The sequence below is a fragment of the Mycobacterium colombiense genome (assembly GCF_003284935.1).
Taxonomy (GTDB): Bacteria; Actinomycetota; Actinomycetes; order Mycobacteriales; family Mycobacteriaceae; genus Mycobacterium; species Mycobacterium arosiense_A.
In genome coordinates, this window is sequence record NZ_QMEV01000001.1 from 191,074 (window position 1) to 213,701 (window position 22,628).

The following is a 22,628-nucleotide window of genomic DNA, read 5'->3' on the forward strand; positions in this document are numbered from 1 at the left end:
CTAGGCCGGCGAAATGCCGGCGCTGAGCACGCGGATCGCGCTGACCAGGCCGTCGACCAGGTCGCCGCGCTCGAACGCCGAGGCCGCGGCCGCCACTCCCAGCGGGGCGGCCGACTCGGCACCACGGCCACGAACCTGCGTGCCGTAAACCACCTCGATGACCCTCTGGTCGGGCGAGACGGCCAGCAGTACCGCATTGTCCGGCGTCGGCACGTCGGCCAGGATCTCGCGGGCCCGCGCGGCGGTGTCGCTGCCCAGGTCGCCCAGATAGATCGCGAACCGCGTCTTGGATGCCCGCGAGCCGAATTTCAGCGCGTCATCCACGGCGACGAGATCTTTGGTCGAGAACGGGAACTGCACCGACAGTTCGCCGGGCTCGGTGACGCCGGAGATCCGTCCGCTGGTGGTGATGACCCAGCCGGGGGCCAGCTCGGCGGGTTCTCGCGTCGCTACCTCACCACGTGCCACTGGCGCCACCTCCAACTGAGAATTCCGACGTGCCGTGCCCACCATGTCCGCCGTGCGCGTGGCCGACGTCTTCGCCGGTGGCAGCCCACAGGATCGGCGGATGCGTCCACTTCTCGCCCAGCTTGTAGGACGCCGGGTGCGGACCCTTGCGGGACCAGATCAGCACCGACAGCACGACCACTAGCAACAGCGGTATTCCGACGATGAACAGGTGGAGATGCATCTGACTCACGAGGCAAACCGTATCCCACGAAGCGATCTACCGGCGCGACCGGACACCGGATTGGCGGTCAGGCCGCGCCTTCGCCGAGATAGCGGGCCCAGGCCGGATCCAGTTCCTTGACCGTCGACAGCAGCCGCCAGTGCTGGCCCGTCGGCGGCAGCGGCGGCCGGCGCAGCGCCCAGCCGAGCTCGCTGAGCAGCTTGTCGCCCTTGCGGTGGTTGCACGTCGAGCAGCACGCGACGCAGTTCTCCCAGGAGTGGTCGCCGCCGCGGCTGCGCGGCAGCACATGGTCGACGGTGTCCGCCTTCGCCCCGCAATACGCGCAGCAGAACCTGTCGCGGTGCATCAGCGCGGCGCGGGTCATCGGGACGCGCGCCCGGTAGGGCACGCGGACGTAGGACCGCAGCTGGATCACCGAGGGCACCACGATGGAGCTGGTCGCCGAGTGGATGACTGGGCCGGCCGGGTCGTGGTGCACCACGTCGGCCTTGCCGCAGATCACCATGACGATCGCGCGGCGCATCGGCAGCGCGGTCAGCGGCTCGTAGGTGGAATTCAGCAGCAGGACCCGCCGGCGGCACCAGATCGACGCGCTCTCCGAGCGGGCGGGTGGATGGATTTCAACGCTGTGCAGCGACGACGCGGTTGTGGGTCCGGTTAACCCCGCCGCGGCTACCGGACTGCGGTGGCTGCGGCGTCTCTTGCCCTGCGCCATAGATCCTCCGCGAACAGTCCACCATGATTCGCCGCCAATCGCACCCCTATGGCAGGTGAAACGCCGTGTCCAACCGGTGAACAGCAGGCATGGGGTCGGGCCGCCTGGGCTGCGGACCGCCGCGATGCACCACAATGGACGGCGATGGATCAGGTGAGTTTCTACGACGCGGTCGGCGGTGCCGAGACGTTCCACGCGATCGTGTCGCGGTTTTACGCCCAGGTTCCCGAGGACGAGATCCTGCGCGAGCTGTATCCGCTGGACGACCTCGAGGGCGCCGAAGAACGGTTACGGATGTTCCTCGAGCAGTACTGGGGCGGCCCGCGCACCTACTCCGACCGGCGCGGGCATCCCCGGCTGCGGATGCGTCACGTGCCGTTCCGGATCACTCCCCTGGCGCGTGACGCGTGGCTGCGCTGCATGCACACCGCGGTCGCGTCCATCGATTCGCAGACGCTCGACGACGAACACCGCCGCGAGCTGCTCGACTATCTGGAAATGGCCGCCCACTCGCTCGTCAACGCGCCCTTGTGACGGCGAACCTTGTCGGCCCACGAAACGAAGCGGGGTGGAATGGAATCCAGGCCGTGGTGGTCAAGCGCGGTGTTCTACCAGGTGTACCCGAGGTCCTTCGCCGACAGTGACGGCGACGGCGTCGGCGATCTGGACGGGGTGACGGCCCACCTGGACCACCTGGAGCGACTGGGGGTGGACGCGATCTGGCTCAATCCGGTCACCGTGTCCCCGATGGCCGACCACGGCTATGACGTCGCCGACCCGCGCGACATCGACCCGCTGTTCGGCGGGATGGCCGCCATCGAACGGTTGATCGCCGCGGCGCACGAGCGGGGCATGAAGATCACCATGGACGTGGTGCCCAACCACACCAGTTCGGCCCATCCGTGGTTTGCCGCGGCGCTGGCCGCCGGGCCCGGCACCGAGGCGCGCGAGCGCTACTTCTTTCGCGACGGGCGCGGCGAGACCGGCGAGCTGCCGCCGAACAACTGGGCCTCGGTGTTCGGCGGATCGGCGTGGACGCGCGTGGTCGAACCCGACGGCAATCCCGGCCAGTGGTACCTGCATCTGTTCGACACCGAGCAGCCCGACCTGAACTGGGAGCACCCGGACGTCTTCGACGACTTCGAGAAGACGCTGCGGTTCTGGCTGGAACGCGGGGTGGATGGCTTCCGCATCGACGTGGCGCACGGCATGGCCAAGCCGGCCGGACTGCCCGACTCCCCCGAGGTCGAGTCCAAGGTGCTCAGCCACACCGACGACGACCCGCGCTTCAACCACCCGAGCGTGCATGACATCCACCGCGACATCCGCAGGGTGATCAACGACTATCCCGGGGCGGTGACCGTCGGCGAGGTCTGGGTCACAGACAACGTCCGCTGGGCCGAGTATCTGCGTCCCGACGAACTGCACCTCGGGTTCAATTTCCGGCTGACGAAGATCGACTTCGACGCCGCCGAGATCCGCGACGCGATCCAGAACTCGCTGGCCGCCACCGCCCTGCAGGACGCGGTCCCCACCTGGACGCTGTCCAACCACGACGTCGGCCGAGAGGTCACCCGCTACGGCGACGGCGAGGTCGGGCTGCGGCGCGCCCGCGCGATGGCGCTGGTGATGCTCGCGCTGCCGGGTGCGGTGTTCATCTACAACGGCGAGGAGCTGGGGCTGCCCGATGTCGAGCTGCCCGACGAGGTGTTGCAGGACCCGACGTGGGAGCGCTCCGGACACACCGAGCGGGGCCGGGACAGGTGCCGGGTGCCGATCCCCTGGTCGGGTCAGGAGCCGCCGTTCGGGTTTTCGTTCTCGTCTAAGACGTGGTTGCCGATGCCGAAGGAATGGGCGGCGCTGACCGTCGAGAGGCAGAGCGGCGATCCCGACTCCACCCTGTCGTTTTTCCGCCGGGCGATCGAATTGCGGAAGCGCCGGGTGGAATTCGACGGCGGCGGGGTCGAATGGCTGGATGCGCCCGGCGACGCGGTGATCTTCCGGCGACCCGGTGGGCTGATCTGCGTGCTCAACAGCGGCGAATCGCCGGTGCCGCTGCCGGCGGGCGAGCTGATCCTGGCGAGCGCACCGCTACTGGAGGGCAAACTCCCCGCGGATTCCGCGGCCTGGCTGGCGTAGCCGCCGCGCGAGCCACGGTGAGCATTTCGCGGCCGACTGCTCTATATGTGGTGGATGGCCTCCTACGAGTGGACAGTGATCGGCGCCGGGCCGGCGGGCATCGCCGCGGTGGGAAGGCTGCTGGATCACGGGGTCGCGGCCGAACGGATCGCGTGGGTCGATCCGGCCTTCGCGGGCGGGGACATCGGCCAGAAGTGGCGGTCGGTCTCGAGCAACACCCACGTCGCGCTCTTTCTCGAATACTTCAACGGTTCCAAGGCGTTTCGGTTCTCCGAAGCGCCACCCATGCCGCTCAAGGAGGTCGATCCCCAAGAGACCTGCGCGCTCGGTCTGGTCGCCGAACCCTTGGTGTGGGTCACCGAGCATCTGCGCGAACAGGTCGACGACTTCGCGACGACCGCTACCGCGTTGTCGTTGCAGGACCGCCAGTGGCGGGTCCAGACACAACACCGGGAGATCTTCTCCAGGAATGTGATCCTGGCCGTGGGCGCGGATCCCAAAAAGCTTTGCCACGCCGACCTCGAGGAGATCGAGGTCGAGGTCGCCCTGGACCCCGCGAAGCTCGCCCAGGAGTCACTCGAGAGCGCGACGGTCGCCGTGTTCGGTTCGTCGCACACGGCGATGATCGTGCTGCCGAACCTGCTGCGCCATCCCGTCAAGCGGATCATCAATTTCTATCGAAGCCCACTGAAATACGCTGTCTATCTGGATGATTGGATCCTGTTCGACGACACCGGCTTGAAGGGCCGGGCGGCCGCCTGGGCGCGGGAGAACATCGACGGGGTGCTTCCGGACCGCCTGGAGAGGTGCTGGGTGTCGGGCCCGGAGTTCGCCGACAAGCTGGCGCAGTGCGACCGCGTCGTCTACACCGTCGGCTTCGAGCGCAGGAAGTTGCCCGAGACCCCGCAGTGGGGGCAGCTCGACTACAACCGCACCAACGGCATCCTGGCCCCCGGCCTGTTCGGGGTGGGTATCGCGTTCCCCCAGTACGCCGAAGACCCGTACGGCTACGGGCAGTTTCGGGTGGGCCTGAAGAAATTCATGGACCATCTCGACGCCGTCCTGCCGCTGTGGCTGCTCTACGGGCCCTGATCTTCGCCAGCGGTCCCGGCCCGCGATCGCTTTAAACTCAGCCTGATCCGTTCGGGAAACGTCCACCGCCGGCCGCGTCAGCCCAGCAGCCGCGCCGGATCGCCCCGGCGTCGATACACCGAACCGAACCGGGCGTCGAGCCGCAACCACGTCGGCAATATCCGGACCCGGATCAATTCGTCGGCGGCGACGGCATCGGGCGACTGCGGCAGAAACCCCATCGCGGTCAGCGCGAACACGCAGCGCATCGGCAGCCCGACCTGAACATCGGCCGAGCTCACCTGGATGACCTCCTGGTCGAGCAGTGATACCGGCGGACCGTGAGAACTGCTGTGCTCCTTGGCAAGCTGCGCGCCGCGTTGCGCGAGGTCGAGGATCACCCGGGCCGGGATGTCCTCGAGGTGAGTGAAGCCGGATTCCGGCGGCAACGCGCCCCGCCACGCCGAATCCATCGCGAAGCCGGGATCGACGTACCCCGAGGCGTCCATCGCGGACAGGCCGCGGGCCAGCGCGTCGGCGCCCACCGACAGGTCGCCGGGCCGCACCTCGCCGACCACCACCCTGCTCGCCAGCACGTCGAAACCCGTTGCTACCCAGGCCGTCAACAGCCCTGGGGAGCGAGTCCGGAATCGGATGATCGCGGCGTCGTCGAGCCGCAACGCGCGATCGACGAACGCGGCCAGATCCGCGCGGTGTGCGGCCCTGGCGTCGGCGCCCAGCCACAGTCCGCGGTCGGCTACCTGATCCACCGTTGCAGATACTCCCGATGTTGTGGCGAGAGGCGCACCAGCCGCTCCTCCTCGATGTGCACGGCGGCCAGTTGCGACTCGGCGATGACGGCGGGTTTGGACTCCGGGTCCGCCGAGACCGAGCGCACCTCGTAGCCCAGCGTGAAGTCGACCGCCCGCAGCCGCTTGGTCCACATCGTCACCTGCAGCGGTGAATCCACCAGCCGCAACTGGCCTTTGTAGGTCACCTTGACCTCGGCGATGAGCAAACCGATGGTCAAGATGTCGACCTCGAACGCCTCGCGCAGGAACTGGACGCGCGCCTCCTCAAGGATCGTGACCATCGTGGCGTGGTTGATGTGCTGATACATGTCGATGTCCGACCAGCGCACTAGCACGGGCGCGACGAAGCCGACGCTCAACTTGACGATCCTCTTCCACTGGTGCGGGTCATGCGACGGATTTGTCGCGCGGCGACCGACAGCGTCGCCAGATCCTTTTCTCCGCTTTCCTGGATCTCGATGAGTGTGCGGCGGGCCCGCTCCACCCTGGACGCGCTCAGGTGTTCCCACTCGGCGATCTTCTCTTCACCACTTTCGTCCGGCTCCCCCACGGCCAGGACATCGAAGCACAGCGACCGTAGCGAGGCATAGATGTCGTCACGAATCGCCAACCGGGCCAACGAGTGCCAGCGGTCCCGCCGGGGCAGTTCGGATACCGCGGTCAACAGCCCGTCGGTGCCGAGCCGGTCCATGAGCGCGAAATAGGTGTCCGCGACCTCGGCGGCGTCGATGTCGTTGATGTCCCCGATGTCGATGATGTCGAGCAGGCTGAAGCGGTAGAGGCCGGCGGCCACCAGGTAGGCCAGGTCTTCCGGTGCCCCCTGGGAGGTGAATTCGGCGGCTTCGGATTCCACGATCGCCTTGTCGTCGCCGCGCAGCCACTCCGACATGCGCGGCGTGAGCGCCTGGACCTTGGCGGCGAACCGGTTGATCTCCGCCCCGACCGCCAACGGCTGCGGACGGTAGTTGAGCAGCCAGCGCGCGGCGCGGTCGATCAGCCGCCGGGTGTCCAGCGTGAGCCGATCCGACAGTGCGACCGGCAGATTCGCCGTGCGGATGCGCCGCCAGATCTCTCCGATGCCGAAGATGGCGTCGGTGGCGACGTAGGTGCGCACCGCGTCGACCGACCCGACGCCGACGTCTTCGGCGATCCGGAACGCGTAGCTGATCCCGGCGGCGTCCACCAGGTCGTTGATCAGCATGGTGGTGACGATCTCGCGACGCAGCTGATGCGTGCGGATTTCCGGAGTGAACCGTTCCCGCAACGGCTTTGGGAAGTACAGGGGCAGCCGGGATGCGAATACGTCCTGTTCGGTCAGCTCGGTTTGCAGCATCTCCTCCTTGAGCCCCAGCTTCACGTGCGCCATCAAGGTACACAGCTCCGGTGAGGTGAGCCCGAGGCCGGCCTCGGCGCGGCGATCGATCTCCTTCTCCGTGGGCAGCGCCTCCAGGTCGCGGTGGATGCCGCGCTCGTCCACCAGGTACTGGATCAGCCTTGCGTGCACCGGAAGCAGGCTGGCCGCGTTGGCGCGGCTGGTGCCGATCAGGTCGTTCTGCTCCTCGTTGTCGGCGAGCACCAGCTGCGCGACCTCGTCGGTCATCGATTCCAGCAGCGGCTTGCGCTCCTCCGGCGTGACCTTGCCCGCGGTCACCAGGGCATCGATCAGGATCTTGATGTTGACCTCGTGGTCCGAGCAGTCCACCCCGGCCGAGTTGTCCATGGCATCGGTATTGATCCGGCCACCCGCCAGATCGAACTCCACCCGACCCAACGCCGTCACCCCGAGGTTGCCACCTTCGCCGATCACCTTGGCGCGCACCTGGTTTCCGTTGACCCGTACCGGATCGTTGGCCCGGTCGCCGACGTCGGCGTCGGACTCGGATTCGGCCTTGATGTAGGTGCCGATGCCGCCGTTGAACAGCAGGTCGACCGGCGCCTGCAGGATCGCCTTGATCAGATTGGGTGGCGTCATTTCGGTGACGCCATCCGCCGAGCCGTCGATGCCCAGCGCCTCGCGAACCTGCGGACTGACCGGAATCGCCTTGTGCTCACGGCTGTACACCCCGCCGCCGGCACTGATCAACGACGTGTCGTAGTCCTCCCAGCTGGAGCGCGGCAGGTCGAACATGCGTCGGCGTTCCTCCCAGGACGCCGACGCATCGGGATCGGGGTCCAAAAAGATGTGCCGGTGGTCGAACGCGGCCAGCAGCCTGATGTGCTTGCTCAGCAGCATGCCGTTGCCGAAGACGTCGCCGCTCATGTCGCCGATTCCGACCACGGTGAAATCCTCGGCCTGCGTGTCGATGTCCATCTCCCGGAAGTGCCGTTTGACGGCCTCCCACGCGCCCTTGGCGGTGATGCCCATGGCCTTGTGGTCGTAACCGACCGACCCGCCGGACGCGAACGCGTCACCCAGCCAGAACCCGTAGGACTTCGCGACATCGTTGGCGATGTCGGAGAAGGTGGCGGTGCCCTTGTCGGCCGCGACCACCAGGTACGCGTCGTCGCCGTCGCGCCGGATGACTTCCGGTGGCGGACTGACCTTTCCGGTCGCATGGTCGACGTTGTCGGTGACGTCGAGCAGGCCGGAGATGAACAGCTGATAGCAGGCGACGCCCTCGGCCCGGCTGGCGTCGCGGTCGGCGGCGGCGTCGCCGGTGGGCAGCGGCGGCCGCTTGAGGACGAATCCTCCCTTGGCGCCGACGGGCACGATGACGGCGTTCTTGACCGCCTGCGCTTTGACCAGGCCCAGGATTTCGGTGCGGAAGTCGTCTCGACGGTCCGACCAGCGCAGGCCGCCACGGGCCACCGGGCCGAACCGCAGGTGCACGCCCTCGACCCGGGGTGAGTAGACGAAGATCTCGTATTTCGGGCGCGGCAGCGGCAGCTCGTCGACCAACTGGCCGTCCAGCTTGATTGCCAGCACATTGCGCGCCCGGGCCGAACCCTCGCGTGTCACAAAGTAATTCGTCCGCAACGTGGCCTGCACCAGCGACGCGAAGGCACGCAGGATGCGGTCGGTGTCCAGGCTCACCAGCGCGTCGATGTCGGCCGCGACCGCGGCGGCGGCCGCCTGCGCATCGCGGCCCGACGATGCGTCGGGGCTGGGGTCGAACAGCGCCTCGAAGAGCGCGACCAGCGATCGCGCGGTCGAGGGATGCTCGTTGAGCACCGACTCGATGTAGGACTGACTGTAGGGAAAGTTGGCCTGCCGCAGGTACTTTGCGTAGGCCCGCAACAGCACGACCTGCTGCCAGCGAAGGCCAGCGCGCATCACCAGCTCGTTGAACCGGTCGATCTCGAGGCGGCCCTGCCAGATCGCGGTGACCGCGTCGGCGAACCGCTCGGCCATCTCGTCGCGCTCGGCTTGCGTCGAGGCCAGCCGGACGGTCGGGTGCGGTGAGATCTTGAACTGGTAGATCCACACCGGCAGCCCATCGGACCGCTCGACCGTGAACGGGCGCTCCTCGAGCACCACCACGCCCATGCTCTGCAGCATCGGCAACAGCTGGCTCAGCGAGGCGGTGCGTCCGCCCAGGAACCAGGTCAGCTGGGCGGACCCGTCGTCGTTCTCGGTGAACACCAGCTTGACCGAGTTGTCTTGCAGCGCATTGATGATCGCGATGTGATCGATGGCGTCGGCCGGGGTGACGGCCTGCTTGTAGACCTCGGAGAAGGCGGCCGCGTAGTACTCGGCGTCGGCATGTCCCACCGAACCTTCCGCAGCGGCGGTGATGAGCCGGTCGGCCCACGTCCGCGCCGCTTCGCTGAGCAGCGCCTGAATGCGGATCCGATTGCCTTCGGAGACGTCGACCGGCGCGGCGTCGGGGCCTTCGGACGGCAACCGGACCATGAAATGCATAAGGGCCCATGGCGATTCGCTGACCCGGGCGGTGAATTCCAGCCGGGTGCCGCCGAATTCGTGCACCAGGATGTCCTCGATCTGCAGGCGCACCGCCGTGGTGTAGCGGTCACGCGGCAGATACACCAGGCAGGAAACGAAGTACTGCAGGCGGTCGGCGCGCAGGAACAGCAACGCGTTTCGTTGCGGGCCCAGGTCCACCACCGCCTTGGCCATCGCCAGCAGCCGTTCGGCGCTGAGCGTGAACAGCTCCGAGCGGGGAACGGTCTGGATGACGTCGAGCAGCAGCTGACCCGGGTGGATCGGGTCGCTGTCGGCCATTGCCAGCGCCTCGCGGACCCGGCGGGAGATCGTCGGGATCTCCAGGACGTCGGCGTTCATGGCGGCCACCGTGAACAGCCCGACGAAGCGATGCTCGATCACGGCGCCGTCGACGTATTCGCGGACCGCGATGGCATACGGGTAGGCGCCGTAGCGCAGGTAGCTGCCCACCACGGATTGCGCCAGGACCAGCAGCCTGTTTTCATCGGTCAGCCGGGGGCGCGAGCCGGTGCGGGTCCGCAGGACGCCGAGCCCGGGTGACCCGTCGCCGGAGACCTGGCCGTCGTGCACGTGGCAGCGCTGATAGCCGAGCAGGAGGAAGTTGCCGTTGCCCAGCCAGCGCAGCAGCGCCGCCACGTCGTCGCGGTCGGGGGCCGCGAAGTGCTCGTCGCTGTTGGCCTCGACCCGGCCGGCCAGGTCGTCCAGCGCCGCGATCAGGGTCGCGGCGTCGCTGGCGACCTGTTGGACGTCGGCGAGGACCTTCGGCAGCAGCCGTTCGACCTCGGTGAGCCCCTTGCTGTCCACCGACGGCAGCAGCTGCACGTGGATCCACGCCTCGCCCTCGTATTGCGATGCGCCCTCGGCTTTCGCCTGCACGCGCAGCAGGTCGCCCTCGGGGCTGCGCCGCACGTCGAACACCGGCGTCATGATCGCCGTGTACGGGACGCCGAGCCGGTGCAGCAGCACCGTGACCGAATCCATCAGCATGCCGCCGTGGTCGGTGACCACTTGCAGCGCGGGCCCGAACCCGGCGGGGTCTTCGGCCGGATACACCGCGACGCGGCTTTCGCCGGCGGGCCGGTGCAGGCCGAGGCGATAGTGGGCGCCCAGCATGGCCGGCGTCACGATCGCCGCGGGCACGGTCAGGTCGATGGGCGTGGTTTCCGCGCCGCCGGAGTCGTCGCTATGCGGACCGCGATAGCTCTCTACGTAGGCCCTCGAGATCCACTCGGGAATGTCTCGCTGCTGGGTGAAGGTCGTCCACGGCTCGAGATCCTGTCTGGCTCCGGGATCGATCGTCATGCCGATAGCTCCCAACTGGCGACGGTGGTCAGCGCGCCCTGTCGTCCCGCGGTGTGCCGGGGCGGGGCAGAGCTGACACTAGTCGCGCGTCAGCTTGCGGTGGGTCACTCTGTGCGGCCGTGCCGCATCGGCGCCGAGCCGTTCGATCTTGTTCTCCTCGTATGCACCGAAGTTGCCCTCGAACCAGAACCACTTGGCCTCGTTGTCCTCGTCGCCCTCCCAGGCCAGGATGTGCGTGCAGGTGCGGTCCAGGAACCACCGGTCGTGCGAAATCACCACCGCGCAGCCGGGGAATTGCTCGAGGGCGTTCTCCAGCGAACTCAGGGTCTCGACGTCGAGATCGTTGGTGGGCTCGTCGAGCAGGATCAGGTTGCCGCCCTGCTTGAGCGTCAGCGCGAGGTTGAGCCGGTTGCGCTCGCCGCCGGAGAGCACGCCGGCCGGCTTCTGCTGGTCCGGCCCCTTGAATCCGAACGCCGACACATAGGCCCGCGACGGCACCTCGGTCTGGCCGACCACGATGTGGTCCAGCCCGTCGGAGACCACTTCCCACACGTTCTTCTTGGGATCGATCCCGGCCCGGGTCTGGTCGACGTAGCTGAGCTTGACGGTCTCGCCGACCTTGACCGTGCCGCTGTCCGGCTGCTCGAGGCCGACGATGGTCTTGAACAGCGTGGTCTTACCGACCCCGTTGGGACCGATGACGCCGACGATGCCGTTGCGCGGCAGGGTGAACGACAGGTCCTTGATGAGGGTGCGGCCGTCGTAGCCCTTGTCGAGATGCTCGACCTCGACCACCACATTGCCCAGCCGCGGACCGACCGGGATCTGGATCTCCTCGAAGTCGAGCTTGCGAGTCTTTTCCGCCTCGGCGGCCATCTCCTCGTAGCGCTGCAGCCGGGCCTTGCTCTTGGCCTGACGCGCCTTGGCCCCGGAGCGCACCCACGCCAGCTCCTCGGTCAACCGCTTCTGCAGTTTGGCGTCCTTGCGGCCCTGGACGGCGATCCGCTCGGCCTTCTTCTCCAGGTACGTCGAGTAGTTGCCCTCGTACGGGTAGGCGCGGCCGCGGTCGAGTTCCAGGATCCATTCGGCGACGTTGTCCAGGAAGTACCGGTCGTGGGTGACCGCCAGGATCGCACCCGCGTAGGACGCGAGGTGCTGCTCGAGCCACTGCACGCTCTCGGCGTCCAGGTGGTTGGTCGGTTCGTCGAGGAGCAGCAGGTCGGGCTTGGACAGCAGCAGCTTGCACAGCGCGACGCGGCGGCGCTCACCACCGGACAGGTTGGTCACCGGCTCGTCCGGCGGCGGGCAGCGCAGCGCGTCCATGGCCTGCTCCAGCTGCGAATCGAGGTCCCACGCGTCGGCGTGGTCGAGCTCCTCCTGCAGCCGGCCCATCTCCTCCATCAGCTCATCGGAGTAGTCGGTGGCCATCAACTCGGCGACCTCGTTGAAGCGGTCGAGCTTCACCTTGATCTCGCCCAGGCCTTCTTCGACGTTGCCGCGGACGGTCTTTTCCTCGTTCAGCGGCGGCTCCTGCAGCAGGATGCCGACGGTCGCGTCGTTGGCCAGGAAGGCATCACCGTTGTTCGGCTTGTCCAGGCCCGCCATGATCCGCAAGACGCTCGACTTGCCGGCGCCGTTGGGTCCGACGACACCGATCTTGGCGCCTGGATAGAAGCTCAGTGTGACGTCGTCCAGGATCACCTTGTCGCCGTGCGCCTTGCGGACCTTTTTCATCGTGTAGATGAACTCAGCCATGCCGCGGTTGTGCCTTTCTGGTTTGCGAAGTGATCTCGCGGACCATCCTAGGCATCGCCCGGCGGCGGCAGCGCCGCCGCTAAGCGGTCAGCGGCAGCGGCCCGGTGTCGGCGGGCTCGGCGTCACCGGCGGCGGCGTCCTCACCAGCGGCGTCGGACGCATCCGCCGGCGATGCGGTGGCCTCGGCGGCAGCCGGACCGGTGTAGCCCGGGCGCTCGATGCGCACAATCGCGCGGGACACATCGGGCCCGACCGCGGTGGCGCGCATCTCCAGCGACGACCGGCGGTTGCCGTCGCGGTCCTCGTATTCGCTGGTGTACACGTGGCCCACCACGATCACCGGAGCGCCCTTGCCCAACGCGGCACCCACGCCGGTGACCAACTTGCCCCAGCAGTTGACGTTGATGAACAGCGAATTGCCGGGCTCCCAGCCGCCGTCGGCCGTGCGGCGCCGGGAATTGCTGGCGACGCGGAACTTGATGACTTCCTGGGTGCCGACCTGTCGACGTTCGGGGTTGTTGACGATGTGACCGACGACGGTGAGCGAAGTTTCGAACATGGGCTGATCCCTTCTCGATTGCATTGGGTATGGCTGCCAGTAGGCCCGGCGCCACCGACGAATGCCGCGGGGAACGCCCCGGAGAGGGGCCATCGCTGTGGAAGGACGCGTGACTGTGGATCAATCGGGGTCGGCCGGGCCCGGCCGCTGGGCCGTCTCGCCCCGTGCCAGCTGCGCCAGCATCGCGTTGTAGGCCACCAGCTCGGCATCGTCGTCGCGTTCGGCGGCCCGGTCCAACCGCCTGGCGGTGCGACGATCGCTGCGCGCCCACTGGATGAGCAGCGCGAGCATCACGATCACCAGGGGAAACTCCCCCGCCGCCCAGGCGATGCCCCCGCCGAGCCGCTGATCACCCAGCAGGTCGGTGTGCCAGCTCAGATCGAGCGACCGGTAGTAGTCGGCGCCGAGCACCTTCTTGGTGCCCATCAGCACCACCCCGAAGAAGGCGTGCAGCGGCAGCGAGGCGAACACCACCGCCACCTTGGCCAGCGGCGGGATCGGTCGCGGCGTCGGATCCACCCCGATCACCACCCAATAGAACAGATAGCCGCTCAGCAGGAAGTGCACGTTCATCGCCAGGTGCCCGGCGTGGCTGCTCGCGGTGACGTCGAAGAGGTTCGACAGATACAGCCCGTAGAACCCGGCGACGAACAGCACGGTGGCCACCACCGGGTTGGTGAGGAACCGGGAGACGCGGCTGTGCAGCGCCGCCAGCAGCCATTCCCGCATGCCCGGCGGATCGTCACGGCCGGCCGCGGGCAGCGCCCGCAGCGCCAGCGTGACCGGCGCGCCCAGCACCAGCAGGATCGGGATCAGCATCGACAGGCACATGTGGACCACCATGTGCATGCTGAACATCGCCGGCATGTAGCGTCCGACGCCCGACGACGTCGCGAACAACAACACCAGGCAGCCGAGCAGCCAGGAGACGGTCCGGCCGGGCGGCCAGTTGTCGCCGCGGCGGCGCAGCCGCACCAACGCGGCCGCATACAGTGCGGCGAAGACGACGGCCGCCGACCCGAAGATCAGGTCGAAGCGCCAATCGAACAGGATGCGCGCCAGAGTGGGTGGTCCGTCGAAGTCGTACCCGATCTCGGCTTCGGGGATCGACGGCAACCGGGCCGGGGGCGGTGGCGGCGGGGTGCGGCCCAGCCCGACGGCGATGCCGAACGTGAGGCCGAAGACGGCGGCCTCGATCAGCGTCAACCGCAACAGCGCGCCACGCCCGCGCGCTGGACTCGAATCCGCTTGCAGCGCAGCCACACTCACGCGTCGCTGGCGCCAGCCCAGCACGCCCAGCAGGCACAGCGCGACGAACTTTGCGGTGACCAGCCGCCCATAGTCGGTGCTCAGCAGGTCGGAAGGCTGCACGCGGACCAGCGCGTTGACCAGCCCGCTCACCGCCATCGCCACCCAACACCACAACGCGATCATCGAGAAACGCGGGGCAGCCAGCCCGAGGTGACCGCCGCCCCGCAGGGCGTGGGCGAGCAGGGCGAGCAGGCCACCGGCCCACAGGCTGGCGGCGACCAGGTGGATCAACAGGCCGTTGGTGGCCAGGTCGTGCGAACCCCCGGCCGACGAATGACCGGTCAGCCCAAGGGGAATCAGCGTCGCCACCGACGCGGCGGCCAGCACCGGCGTCCACGACCAGCGCAGCACCGCCAGGCTCGCCACCGTGATCACCGCGGCCAGGATCGCGGTCCAGCGCCAGGCCGAGGCGTTGGTGATCAGGCCCGCCAGCGACCACATCCGCGCCGGGGGGATGTCGGCGACGGCGTGGCCGGACACGTCGGAGATGGTCAACGGGACCAGCAGCGCGGCGCACACCGCCCACACCCCCGACGCCACCGTCCCCAGCCGAAGCGCCCGGTAGCCGTCGGCGTCGAGGACACCGCTGCGCTGCGGGGGCACCAGGAACGCGGCGAACAGGAACGCGCCGACGGCGAGCACCGCGCCGATCTCGCCCGCCGCGCGCACGAACGGCAGCCCCAGCGTGGTTACCGGGCCCGGGTCGGGCAGGCCCGTCACGGTCAGCGCGCTGGCCAGCGAGAGGGCCCCGATGCCGGCGGCGGTGCAGCCCGCAAGCACAGCCACCCCAGCCAGCACCGGCCACACCAGCGTGCGGCGCTGGGCGGGGGCCTCGGCCGAGGCCGTGCCGGCCGGTGGGGCGACGGTCATACGTCCAGGGTATGGGCGGGCCCGACCGGCTACCGAGTCTGGCTGTCCAGAAGGTCCTGACGCGCCTTGGCCTCGCGGGCCACGAACTGATCGCGCGCGATCCGTCCGACGTAGTCGAGGTCCCGCAGGATGTCGCGCAGCTCGTGCAGGAACGCGCGTCGCCTTTCGGCCAGGTCCGGCGCGGGCGCGATCAGGTCCTGATCCTCGACGACCTGGCGTGCGGTGGCGAACAGCAGCGTCGAGACCGATTCGCTGCTGCGGATCCGGGTCTGCGCCACATACTGCCTGCCGACGCCCAACGCCAGGTCCGTCAGTTCCTTGGGTCCGATGTCCGCCGGCGCGTCGCGCAGCACGTCGGCGACGATCTCGTAGGCCTCGAAGAACACCCGCAGCATCGCGTCCGCCATCAGCGGACGCTTGGCGAACAACAGCGCGTCGATCTCGTCGCCCCCGGCGGCGACGTGGGCTTCCCAATTGTTGTGCCAGGCCATCTCTTCGGCGATGTTGTCCCGGAATGTCGCCGAGTCGGCGAAGTAGAAGTCGAACTTCAGCAGATCGCGCAGCCGCATCGCCTGCGCCCAGAACGCGGCCATGCGGTCGCCGTCGGCGTGGCGGGCATGTGCCAGGGCAAGCTCGACGATCGAGGTCTCCAGGAAGGCGTGGATCACCGAGTTGCGGTAGAAGGCCGCGGCGTGCTGTTCTTCGGGCGCGATGCGCCACACCGGTTCGCGGCCGCCGTCGACCCGGGTGATGGGATGTCCGTTGGACAACGCGTCGACGGCCGCGCGCACCCCGTCGTGCGTGCGCAACCGCAACGCGCTGGTGGACATCGGATTGTGTTTGCGTTCCAGGTAATCCAACGAATCCTGCAGGGTGTGGTGCAGCTGGCCGAGGGTCAGCGCCGCCCCGCGCGTGGTGAGCAGCAGCGCGCACACCAGACCCGTCGCCGTCACCGGCGTCGCCTGCAGGATCCGCCAGGCGACCTCGAACGATATCTTTTGCAGCGCAAGGCGTTTGGCATCAGGATCCTGGGCCACCGGGCCGTGGGGGGCGCCCAGGTAGTGGCGCATCGACACGGCTTCGGGGAAGCGGACGTAGATCTTGCCGTAGTTGCGTTCGCCCTGCGCCCGGATGAAGTTGTACAACCAGCCCACGCCCTCGGGTGTCTTCTCACCGCCGCGGGCGTAGGCGGCGTATTCCGCGGTCTCGTGCAGCTGGTCAAAGCTGATCGAGACCGGTTGTAGCAGAATGTCTTCGCTGCGGCCATCCAGGTAGGCGTCGGCGACGTAGGCCAGCAGCCCGAGCTTGGGCGGCAGCATTTTGCCGGTGCGCGAGCGGGTGCCCTCGATGGACCAGCTGAGGTTGAACCGCTTTTCGACGATATAGCCGACGTATTCGCGCAGCACGTACTTGTAGAGCTGGTCGTTGCCGATGTTGCGGCGGATGAAGATGACCCCGGATCGCCGCAACAGCGGCCCCATGGCGCCGAAAGACAGGTTGATACCGGCGAACACGTGCACCGGCGGTAACCGGTTCTCCTGCATGGCCACCGGCACCACCGCACCATCGATGTAGGACCGGTGCGAGAACAACAGCACCGCCGGGTGGGCTTCCAAGCCGGTCCGCATCGCCGCGACCTGATACTCGTCGTAGTCGATTTCGGGATCGAAGCCGCGGCTGATCATCCGGCCCAGAACAGAGACCAGGTCCACCGACGCCCGGCTCCACCCGGTGGCGAGTTCGTCGAGCATCTTTCCGGCTTCCTCGACGGTGGCGCCGGGAATTTTCGCCAGGCCGCCGCGAAACCGGTTGGAGGCCAAGATCTCCGGCTTCACCAGTCGCGGGGACTTGTACTGCGGCCCGAGGATTCGATACTCGACGCGTTCCATCGCCAAGATGGCGCGGCGGATCACGAATTGGGCGAAGTCGTATCGGTCATCTCCGACGGTGGTGTCGCGCCATTGCCGGCGCAGCTCGGAGACCGTCGCGGCCTCGCCGGCCACCACCCGGGCCCGCTGGGGCGCGGTACGCACGATCCGTTCTTGCTGGCGCTGGTTGGGATGGTACGGATCCCGACCGGGCAGCAGTCCGGCCAGCTTGGCCACGCGGCCGCGATCTGGCTCCGGCAGCCAGAACACCCGCACCGGCACGATCGCACGGTCTTCCCGCGATTCGAGCTGTTCGGCCAGCGCCGTCATCACTTCCGGCGGCGCGTCGAGCGCCGGCAGTTTGATCAGGTCGAAATTCGCTCCCGGGTGTCCGGCGCGCTGTTGATCCATCCACGCCGTCACCAGGTCCATCTCGACCGGCGAGGTCATCGACGCCAATATCAGCGAGTCTGTCCCGGCAAGGATGGCGCTGGTATCCGCGGCCGGTTCCGTCACGGATGCCCTCGGTGCGCCGATTCCGGCGACTCGGCGTTGCCGGCCGCCCCCTTGGACGCGGGCCGTTGCACCTCGCCGTCGTTGAGGGCGGCCTGGGATTCATGCGGGGTTGCCTTGGGCGCCTTGGCTTTCGGCGCGGCCTTCTTGGCAGGTTGCTTCTTCGCTGGGGCCTTCTTCGCCGGCGCCTTCTTCGCGGGGGCCTTCTTCGCCGGCGCCTTCTTCGCGGGCGCCTTCTTCGCCGGCGCCTTGGCGGTCCGGTTCTGCGCCTTTTCGGCCGCCTTCTTCTCGGCGTACAGGTCGACCTCGGGCAATTCGTCGACGGGCCAGTTGGCGAGCGTATCCAGGTAGAGCTGGCGGACTTCGGCGATGCGGTCCGACAGCGTGTGAAGCGTCCAGTCCTGCACCGAGATCGGCGGAAACACCGCGACGTCGACGGTGCCCGGATTGATGACCGTCGAGTTCCGGGCGGCAACGAGCTCGGCGTTGCGGATCACGATCGGAACGATCGGGATGCCCGCGGCCATCGCGAGACGAAATGGTCCCTTCTTGAAGGGGCCGACCTCAGTGGTGTCCAGCCGGGTACCCTCCGGCGCCATCACAATGGAAAGCCCGTTCTTGGCTCTATCTTCGACCGTGCGCATCGTCTCCAGCGCCGAGGCCGAATCGTCTCGGTCGATGAACACACCGTCCAGCGCCTTGCCGAGCAGGGCCATGATCGGATTCTTTTGCAATTCCTTCTTGGCGACGGCAACCCAGTTGTCATTCACCAGCGCACCGGCGATGACCGGATCAACCTGGTTGCGATGGTTGTAGATGAAAACCGCCGGCCGTTGGGCGGTCAGATTCTCTTTCCCGACGACACTGAGATGCACTCCCGTGGTCGCCAGCACGGTGTTGGAAAAAATGGAAGTAAAGAAGTTGGCGCCCCGCCGCCGGCTACCGGTCAGCACACCCATTGCCACCGCGCCGGCCCCGACGGGGACAATCGAGCCGAGCCCGGCAAGGGTGCGCACCTGCCGCCGCAGACCGACCGGACCGCGGCTGCTGAATCTCAGGATCGGCCAACCGCGGCGCTTGGCGACCGCCGCCATTTTCCCCTCGGGGTTCGTCGGCCTCGGGTTGCCGACCAGGTACATCAGGGCGACGTCCTCGTCACCGTCGGCGTAGAAGTAGCTGTCCTTGAGATCGATGCCATGCTCGGCGGCAAAGCGTTGCACCGCAGCGGCTTTGCCCGGCCCCCACAGGATCGGCTTCTCGACGCCCCCGGTGAGCATGCCGTCCTCGGTGGTCTCGAACTTGTTGGTCAGCATGTTGGGGATGCCGAGGAACCGCGCGACCGGATTGACCTGGATGGTCAGCGCCGACGAGCTGAGCACGACGGTGTGGCCGCGGGCCATGTGGGCGCGGACCAGATCCCGCATCTCCGGGTAGATCCGGGATTCGATGCGCTGGACGAACATTCGCTCGCCGATCTCTTCCAGGTCGTCGAGCAATCTGCCCGTCAGCGCGGCGGCAGCCTTGCCGATGAGGTCCTCGAACTCGATACGGCCCAGGGTGTGGCTGAGGCCGGCCTGCACCATCCCGAGCAGCTCACCAACGCCCATGTCGCGGCGCAGCAGCCGTTCCTGGGTCAGGATGACCGCGGTGAACCCGGCGACCAGCGTGCCGTCCAGGTCGAAGAAGGCGCCGATCTGCGGTCCCGCGGGGCTGGCCATGATCTCGGCCACCGACCCGGGCAACCGCATGTCCGTTCCGGCCGTTTCGCCCTTGTCCCCCTGCTGCTTCGAGGCGCTCATGAGCCGGCCGCCGATCGAGTGGACACGGCCGACTCGGTGAACGAAGCGGGCACCGCCTGCGGTGGCGGGTCATCGGCCAGCGCCAGGATCTCGTCGAAGCCCTCCAACAGGCATTGGGCGAACAACGCCTCGTTTCGCACGGCGGCCCGATCGTAGCGCACGGTGATGGTGCACCACCCGCCCCGCGAGATCAGCACCACCATCATCGCCACGCCGGGGAGGGGGCCGATACCGTACTGCCGCAACACTTTTGCGCCAGCGATGTAGGTGTCACCGGGATAGACCGGGACGTTGCTGGCCTGCACGTCGGAGCCGATCACCGACCCGGTGATGCCCTCCAGCACCGCGGTCGGCAGGACGCTGAGCACCGGCGCCATGGAACCGATGATGTTCATGGCGGGCTCGTCGCGGCGCTGCGTCATCTGGGCGCGAATCTTTTTCATCCGGGAGACGGGGTCGATGGTGCCGATCGGCGCCGCCAGGTTGACGCCGGTGAACCGGTTGCCGCCGGCCGTATCCGCCTCGGCCCGCAGGTTGACCGGCACGGCCATCGGCAGCGTGCTGATCGGCACGCCGAACGCCTCGTGGTAACGGCGCAGCGCGCCACACAGTCCGGCAAGGTAGGCGTCGTTGATCGACCCGCCGCCGGCATTCGCGGCCTTGTGCAGGTCCGAGAGCGGGATATCGATCGCCTCGCTGCGGGTGGCCAGGCTGCGCCGCCGCAGCAGCGGCGACGGCTCGGCGGCCCGGTTGAGCACCCGCATGCCCGACATGGCGTACCCGACGATCCCCGAAACGGTGGCGGTCGGTTCCAGGACCGCCCGCCCGGCCGCCGATACCGCGCCGGACAGTGCGCTCATGACGCCGCCGACCACGGCGAAGGGCAAGTGGTTAATGCCCTGGCGCATCAAATCATTGGACGTCAGATCCTGCGGGACGGGCAGCGGCAGCGTCGGCTTGGCCGGCGGATTGCGCTCGAGGTCATAGATCTCGGCGAACATCTGCACCCCGCCCACGCCGTCGGTCACGGCGTGGCTGACATGCAGCAGCGTCGCGGCCTTTCCGTCGGCCAGGCCCTCGACGAGGGTGGCCGTCCACAGCGGCCGCGAAATGTCCATCGGCGACTGCAGAATGAGCTCCGCCAGATCGAATACCTCACGCAGCGTGCCCGGTTCGGACACCCGCACCCGGCGCACGTGAAAATCCAGGTTGAAATCGGGGTCGACCACCCAGCGCGGCGACGCCGTCGGCAGGGTCGGCACGACGACCTTTTGGCGTAACCGCAGCACCCGTCGGGAGGCGCTTTCGAATCGGTTCCGGAATTGCTCCCATTCCGGTGTGGTGTCCAGCAGCTCGAGGGCCATGATTCCCGAGCGGGTCCGGGGGTTTGCCTCTCCCCTGTGCAGTAGGTAGTCGACCGGCCCGAGTTCGTCGGACAACGTGATCGTCTTGACGGATTCAGTCATGGTCATCAGCTCGACGCGCCAACGTTGTCACCGTCGCTCAAGCCTCCTGCCTTGGAACACCAACCCCAATGGTCTACCCAACGCTAGTCGGGTTACCACGCTGGTGAAAGCAGCGGCGAGTGCCGGGCCGCGGACTCAGCTGGCCGTCAACTGGCGGAAGTGGCCGACAGCGGCCGCGAATCCAGCAGTGAGCTGACGCGCCGCCCGTACACGACGCCGAGGAAATCGGCGACGGCATCGGCGGCCAGGCGCGATCGGACCGTCGGCGTGATGTCGAAAGCGTGGTGGGCGTTGCCCAGTTCGGCGTGGGCCACCGTGGCCGCACCGGCCGCGCGCAACGCCGCGCAGAAAGCGCGAGCCTGGCCGCTGGGCACCAACTCGTCCTTCTGGCCGTGCAGCACGAAGAAGGGCGGCGCGTCGCGGTGCACGTAGGAAACCGGCGATGCGGCCGTGAAGCGCTCGGGCTCGTCGGCGTAACGGGCCTTCATCACGAACTGTTCGAGGAACGGCAGCATCAGCGGGTGCATGTGCTCGGAGTCGGTGAAGTCGTAGACGCCGTAGTAGGGCGCTACTGCTTGCACCGTGGTGTCGGCCTCTTCGAAGCCGGGCTGGAACGTGGGATCGTTCGGGGTCAGCGCCGCCAGGGAGGCCAGGTGCCCGCCCGCCGAGCCGCCGGTGATCGCGATGAAGTCGGGGTCGCCGCCGTAATCCGCGATGTTCTCCCGGACCCACGCGATCGCCCGCTTGACGTCGATGAGGTGCGCGGGGAACGTGGCGCGCGGGCTCTTGCTGTAGTCGATCGAGACGCAGATCCAGCCGAGTTGGACCATCCGGCTCATCAGCGTGTAGGCCTGCGGCCGCCTGCCGTTGAGCGCCCAGGCCCCGCCCGGCACCTGGATCAGCACCGGCGCCCGGCAGCCGGGAGCCAAATCGTCGCGCCGCCAGATGTCCAGCAGGTTGTCGCGCGGGCTGGGACCGTAGGCGATGTCGGACGTCTGCGCCGCATACCGGCGGTGCGGCCCGGGCCTGCTCAACAGGCGACCGCGCGGGGCGCACAGGGCGCCGACGGCGGCGGGATGACACACCTGTTCGCGAAAGTCGGGGCCGAAGGACTCCTCGAGCGCGGCGGTAAGGGTTCGATCCGCCCGCTGGGCGGCCAGCGTCGTGCCGACCCGGCCGACGGACGGATGCGCGACGCGCGACAGCGCGTGCCCGGTCACCACGTGCGGCGGGAACTCCGTGAACAGCCAGCCGGCGAAGCAGCCCAGCGCGAAGGGCCCGCCGCGCACCACCAGGTTGCCGAGTTGGTAGACGTCCCGCGCTTCGGCCGCCAGCCGTGCCACCTGGGCGCCCGCCCACGAACAGGGCGAAGTCTGCTTACCGGCCACGCTCATGCAACGTCACCTCTCGACGTTATGCACACGCCTCGTTGCGGTTAACGGCCCATGACCGGCCGATGTCGCACGTGTGTCGAGGGTCCCCACGATAACCGATAAACGCGGCGCGGGAAGGCTTTTCGAGCGCGTGGCGGCGGGGAATCGGGTCGACGGCCGCCGTTGGATAGACTGACCTGCACATTGCCTCCGTAGCTCAGGTGGATAGAGCAAGGGCCTTCTAATCCCTAGGTCGCACGTTCGAGTCGTGCCGGGGGCACTCTTTTTGTGTGTGACCTCGGGTGATGCTTGACATTTCAGTTCCGGGTGATGCCTGACAGCGTTTCGGTTGATCCTTGACAGCGGTTTCGGCTGATCCTTGACACTCCCTAGATGAGGGAGTTGAGTGAATCGCCCCGGTGAGTTCGGAGACTTTCTGATTTGAGGACTCAGCCGGCGGCTGGTCTCCGTTGGTGAGCG

At 67.9% G+C, this 22,628-nt stretch carries 16 protein-coding genes and 1 tRNA gene; 4 read left to right on the plus strand and 13 right to left on the minus strand.

What is annotated here, in order from left to right:
* The 3 genes from DQP57_RS00920 to DQP57_RS00930 all read right to left on the minus strand — a co-directional run bounded on the left by DQP57_RS00920 (position 1) and on the right by DQP57_RS00930 (position 1,406).
* The gene (locus DQP57_RS00920; RefSeq protein ID WP_205868998.1) at positions 1-468 is read right to left on the minus strand and encodes a DUF5130 family protein; all 468 of its coding nucleotides are present in this window, start codon (positions 466-468) and stop codon (positions 1-3) included.
* Positions 455-691: an aa3-type cytochrome oxidase subunit CtaJ gene (gene ctaJ / locus DQP57_RS00925; RefSeq protein WP_112630832.1), complete on the minus strand. Its 237-nt coding sequence runs from the start codon at positions 689-691 to the stop codon at positions 455-457. Before ctaJ ends, DQP57_RS00920 begins: the two co-directional genes overlap by 14 nt.
* 67 nt (positions 692-758) lie before the next feature.
* The gene (locus tag DQP57_RS00930; protein ID WP_112630834.1) at positions 759-1,406 is read right to left on the minus strand and encodes an HNH endonuclease; all 648 of its coding nucleotides are present in this window, start codon (positions 1,404-1,406) and stop codon (positions 759-761) included.
* Between the two features lie 144 nt (positions 1,407-1,550).
* Here DQP57_RS00930 and DQP57_RS00935 point away from each other — a divergent pair, with 144 nt between their 5' ends.
* From DQP57_RS00935 to DQP57_RS00945, 3 genes are all read left to right on the plus strand, one after another.
* The gene (locus DQP57_RS00935; protein ID WP_112630836.1) at positions 1,551-1,940 is read left to right on the plus strand and encodes a globin; all 390 of its coding nucleotides are present in this window, start codon (positions 1,551-1,553) and stop codon (positions 1,938-1,940) included.
* Positions 1,941-1,979: 39 nt separating this feature from the next.
* Positions 1,980-3,545: a glycoside hydrolase family 13 protein gene (locus DQP57_RS00940; RefSeq protein ID WP_112630838.1), complete on the plus strand. Its 1,566-nt coding sequence runs from the start codon at positions 1,980-1,982 to the stop codon at positions 3,543-3,545.
* Positions 3,546-3,620: 75 nt separating this feature from the next.
* Positions 3,621-4,637 (plus strand): pyridine nucleotide-disulfide oxidoreductase, encoded by a 1,017-nt coding sequence (locus DQP57_RS00945; RefSeq protein ID WP_112630888.1) that lies wholly within the window; start codon positions 3,621-3,623, stop codon positions 4,635-4,637.
* Between the two features lie 77 nt (positions 4,638-4,714).
* Here the strand turns inward: DQP57_RS00945 and DQP57_RS00950 are convergent, their stop codons facing one another.
* The 10 genes from DQP57_RS00950 to DQP57_RS00995 all read right to left on the minus strand — a co-directional run bounded on the left by DQP57_RS00950 (position 4,715) and on the right by DQP57_RS00995 (position 22,169).
* Positions 4,715-5,386, minus strand: a complete 672-nt coding sequence (locus DQP57_RS00950; RefSeq protein WP_112630839.1) for a hypothetical protein — start codon at positions 5,384-5,386, stop codon at positions 4,715-4,717.
* Entirely contained in the window at positions 5,374-5,787 is a 414-nt protein-coding gene (locus tag DQP57_RS00955) for an acyl-CoA thioesterase (RefSeq protein ID WP_112630841.1), read from the minus strand. The genes DQP57_RS00950 and DQP57_RS00955 overlap by 13 nt, the downstream gene beginning before the upstream one ends.
* Entirely contained in the window at positions 5,784-10,634 is a 4,851-nt protein-coding gene (locus DQP57_RS00960) for an NAD-glutamate dehydrogenase (protein ID WP_112630843.1), read from the minus strand. Before DQP57_RS00960 ends, DQP57_RS00955 begins: the two co-directional genes overlap by 4 nt.
* Before the next feature lie 78 nt (positions 10,635-10,712).
* Positions 10,713-12,389, minus strand: a complete 1,677-nt coding sequence (ettA, locus tag DQP57_RS00965) for an energy-dependent translational throttle protein EttA (RefSeq protein WP_112630845.1) — start codon at positions 12,387-12,389, stop codon at positions 10,713-10,715.
* Between the two features lie 79 nt (positions 12,390-12,468).
* A complete protein-coding gene (locus tag DQP57_RS00970) occupies positions 12,469-12,948 on the minus strand; it encodes a single-stranded DNA-binding protein (protein WP_112630846.1) in 480 nt (159 codons plus the stop codon).
* Positions 12,949-13,068: 120 nt separating this feature from the next.
* Positions 13,069-15,129, minus strand: coding sequence for a cytochrome c oxidase assembly protein (locus DQP57_RS00975; protein ID WP_112630848.1), 2,061 nt, complete (start codon positions 15,127-15,129; stop codon positions 13,069-13,071).
* A gap of 29 nt (positions 15,130-15,158) precedes the next feature.
* On the minus strand, positions 15,159-17,513 hold the full coding sequence (locus DQP57_RS00980) for a glycerol-3-phosphate 1-O-acyltransferase (protein ID WP_112630850.1): 2,355 nt from the start codon (positions 17,511-17,513) through the stop codon (positions 15,159-15,161).
* Positions 17,510-19,309, minus strand: a complete 1,800-nt coding sequence (locus DQP57_RS00985) for an HAD-IB family hydrolase/lysophospholipid acyltransferase family protein (protein WP_112630852.1) — start codon at positions 19,307-19,309, stop codon at positions 17,510-17,512. Before DQP57_RS00985 ends, DQP57_RS00980 begins: the two co-directional genes overlap by 4 nt.
* A complete protein-coding gene (locus tag DQP57_RS00990) occupies positions 19,306-20,775 on the minus strand; it encodes a WS/DGAT/MGAT family O-acyltransferase (protein ID WP_112630890.1) in 1,470 nt (489 codons plus the stop codon). The genes DQP57_RS00985 and DQP57_RS00990 overlap by 4 nt, the downstream gene beginning before the upstream one ends.
* Before the next feature lie 146 nt (positions 20,776-20,921).
* The gene (locus tag DQP57_RS00995) at positions 20,922-22,169 is read right to left on the minus strand and encodes an alpha/beta hydrolase (protein ID WP_112630854.1); all 1,248 of its coding nucleotides are present in this window, start codon (positions 22,167-22,169) and stop codon (positions 20,922-20,924) included.
* Between the two features lie 185 nt (positions 22,170-22,354).
* On the opposite strand from DQP57_RS00995, the gene DQP57_RS01000 reads away from it, so the two are divergent.
* Positions 22,355-22,428: transfer RNA gene (locus tag DQP57_RS01000), tRNA-Arg, on the plus strand.
* The last annotated feature ends 200 nt before the right edge of the window (positions 22,429-22,628 follow it).

Excerpts from the sequence above, each read along its gene's own strand:
- ctaJ (WP_112630832.1), bottom strand. The coding sequence starts at position 691 with ATGCATCTCCACCTGTTCATCGTCGGAATACCGCTGTTGCTAGTGGTC.
- DQP57_RS00930 (WP_112630834.1), bottom strand. The coding sequence starts at position 1,406 with ATGGCGCAGGGCAAGAGACGCCGCAGCCACCGCAGTCCGGTAGCCGCG.
- DQP57_RS00935 (WP_112630836.1), top strand. The coding sequence starts at position 1,551 with ATGGATCAGGTGAGTTTCTACGACGCGGTCGGCGGTGCCGAGACGTTC.
- DQP57_RS00940 (WP_112630838.1), top strand. The coding sequence starts at position 1,980 with ATGGAATCCAGGCCGTGGTGGTCAAGCGCGGTGTTCTACCAGGTGTAC.
- DQP57_RS00960 (WP_112630843.1), bottom strand. The coding sequence starts at position 10,634 with ATGACGATCGATCCCGGAGCCAGACAGGATCTCGAGCCGTGGACGACC.
- ettA (WP_112630845.1), bottom strand. The coding sequence starts at position 12,389 with ATGGCTGAGTTCATCTACACGATGAAAAAGGTCCGCAAGGCGCACGGC.
- DQP57_RS00970 (WP_112630846.1), bottom strand. The coding sequence starts at position 12,948 with ATGTTCGAAACTTCGCTCACCGTCGTCGGTCACATCGTCAACAACCCC.
- DQP57_RS00975 (WP_112630848.1), bottom strand. The coding sequence starts at position 15,129 with ATGACCGTCGCCCCACCGGCCGGCACGGCCTCGGCCGAGGCCCCCGCC.
- DQP57_RS00985 (WP_112630852.1), bottom strand. The coding sequence starts at position 19,309 with ATGAGCGCCTCGAAGCAGCAGGGGGACAAGGGCGAAACGGCCGGAACG.
- DQP57_RS00990 (WP_112630890.1), bottom strand. The coding sequence starts at position 20,775 with ATGACTGAATCCGTCAAGACGATCACGTTGTCCGACGAACTCGGGCCG.
- DQP57_RS00995 (WP_112630854.1), bottom strand. The coding sequence starts at position 22,169 with ATGAGCGTGGCCGGTAAGCAGACTTCGCCCTGTTCGTGGGCGGGCGCC.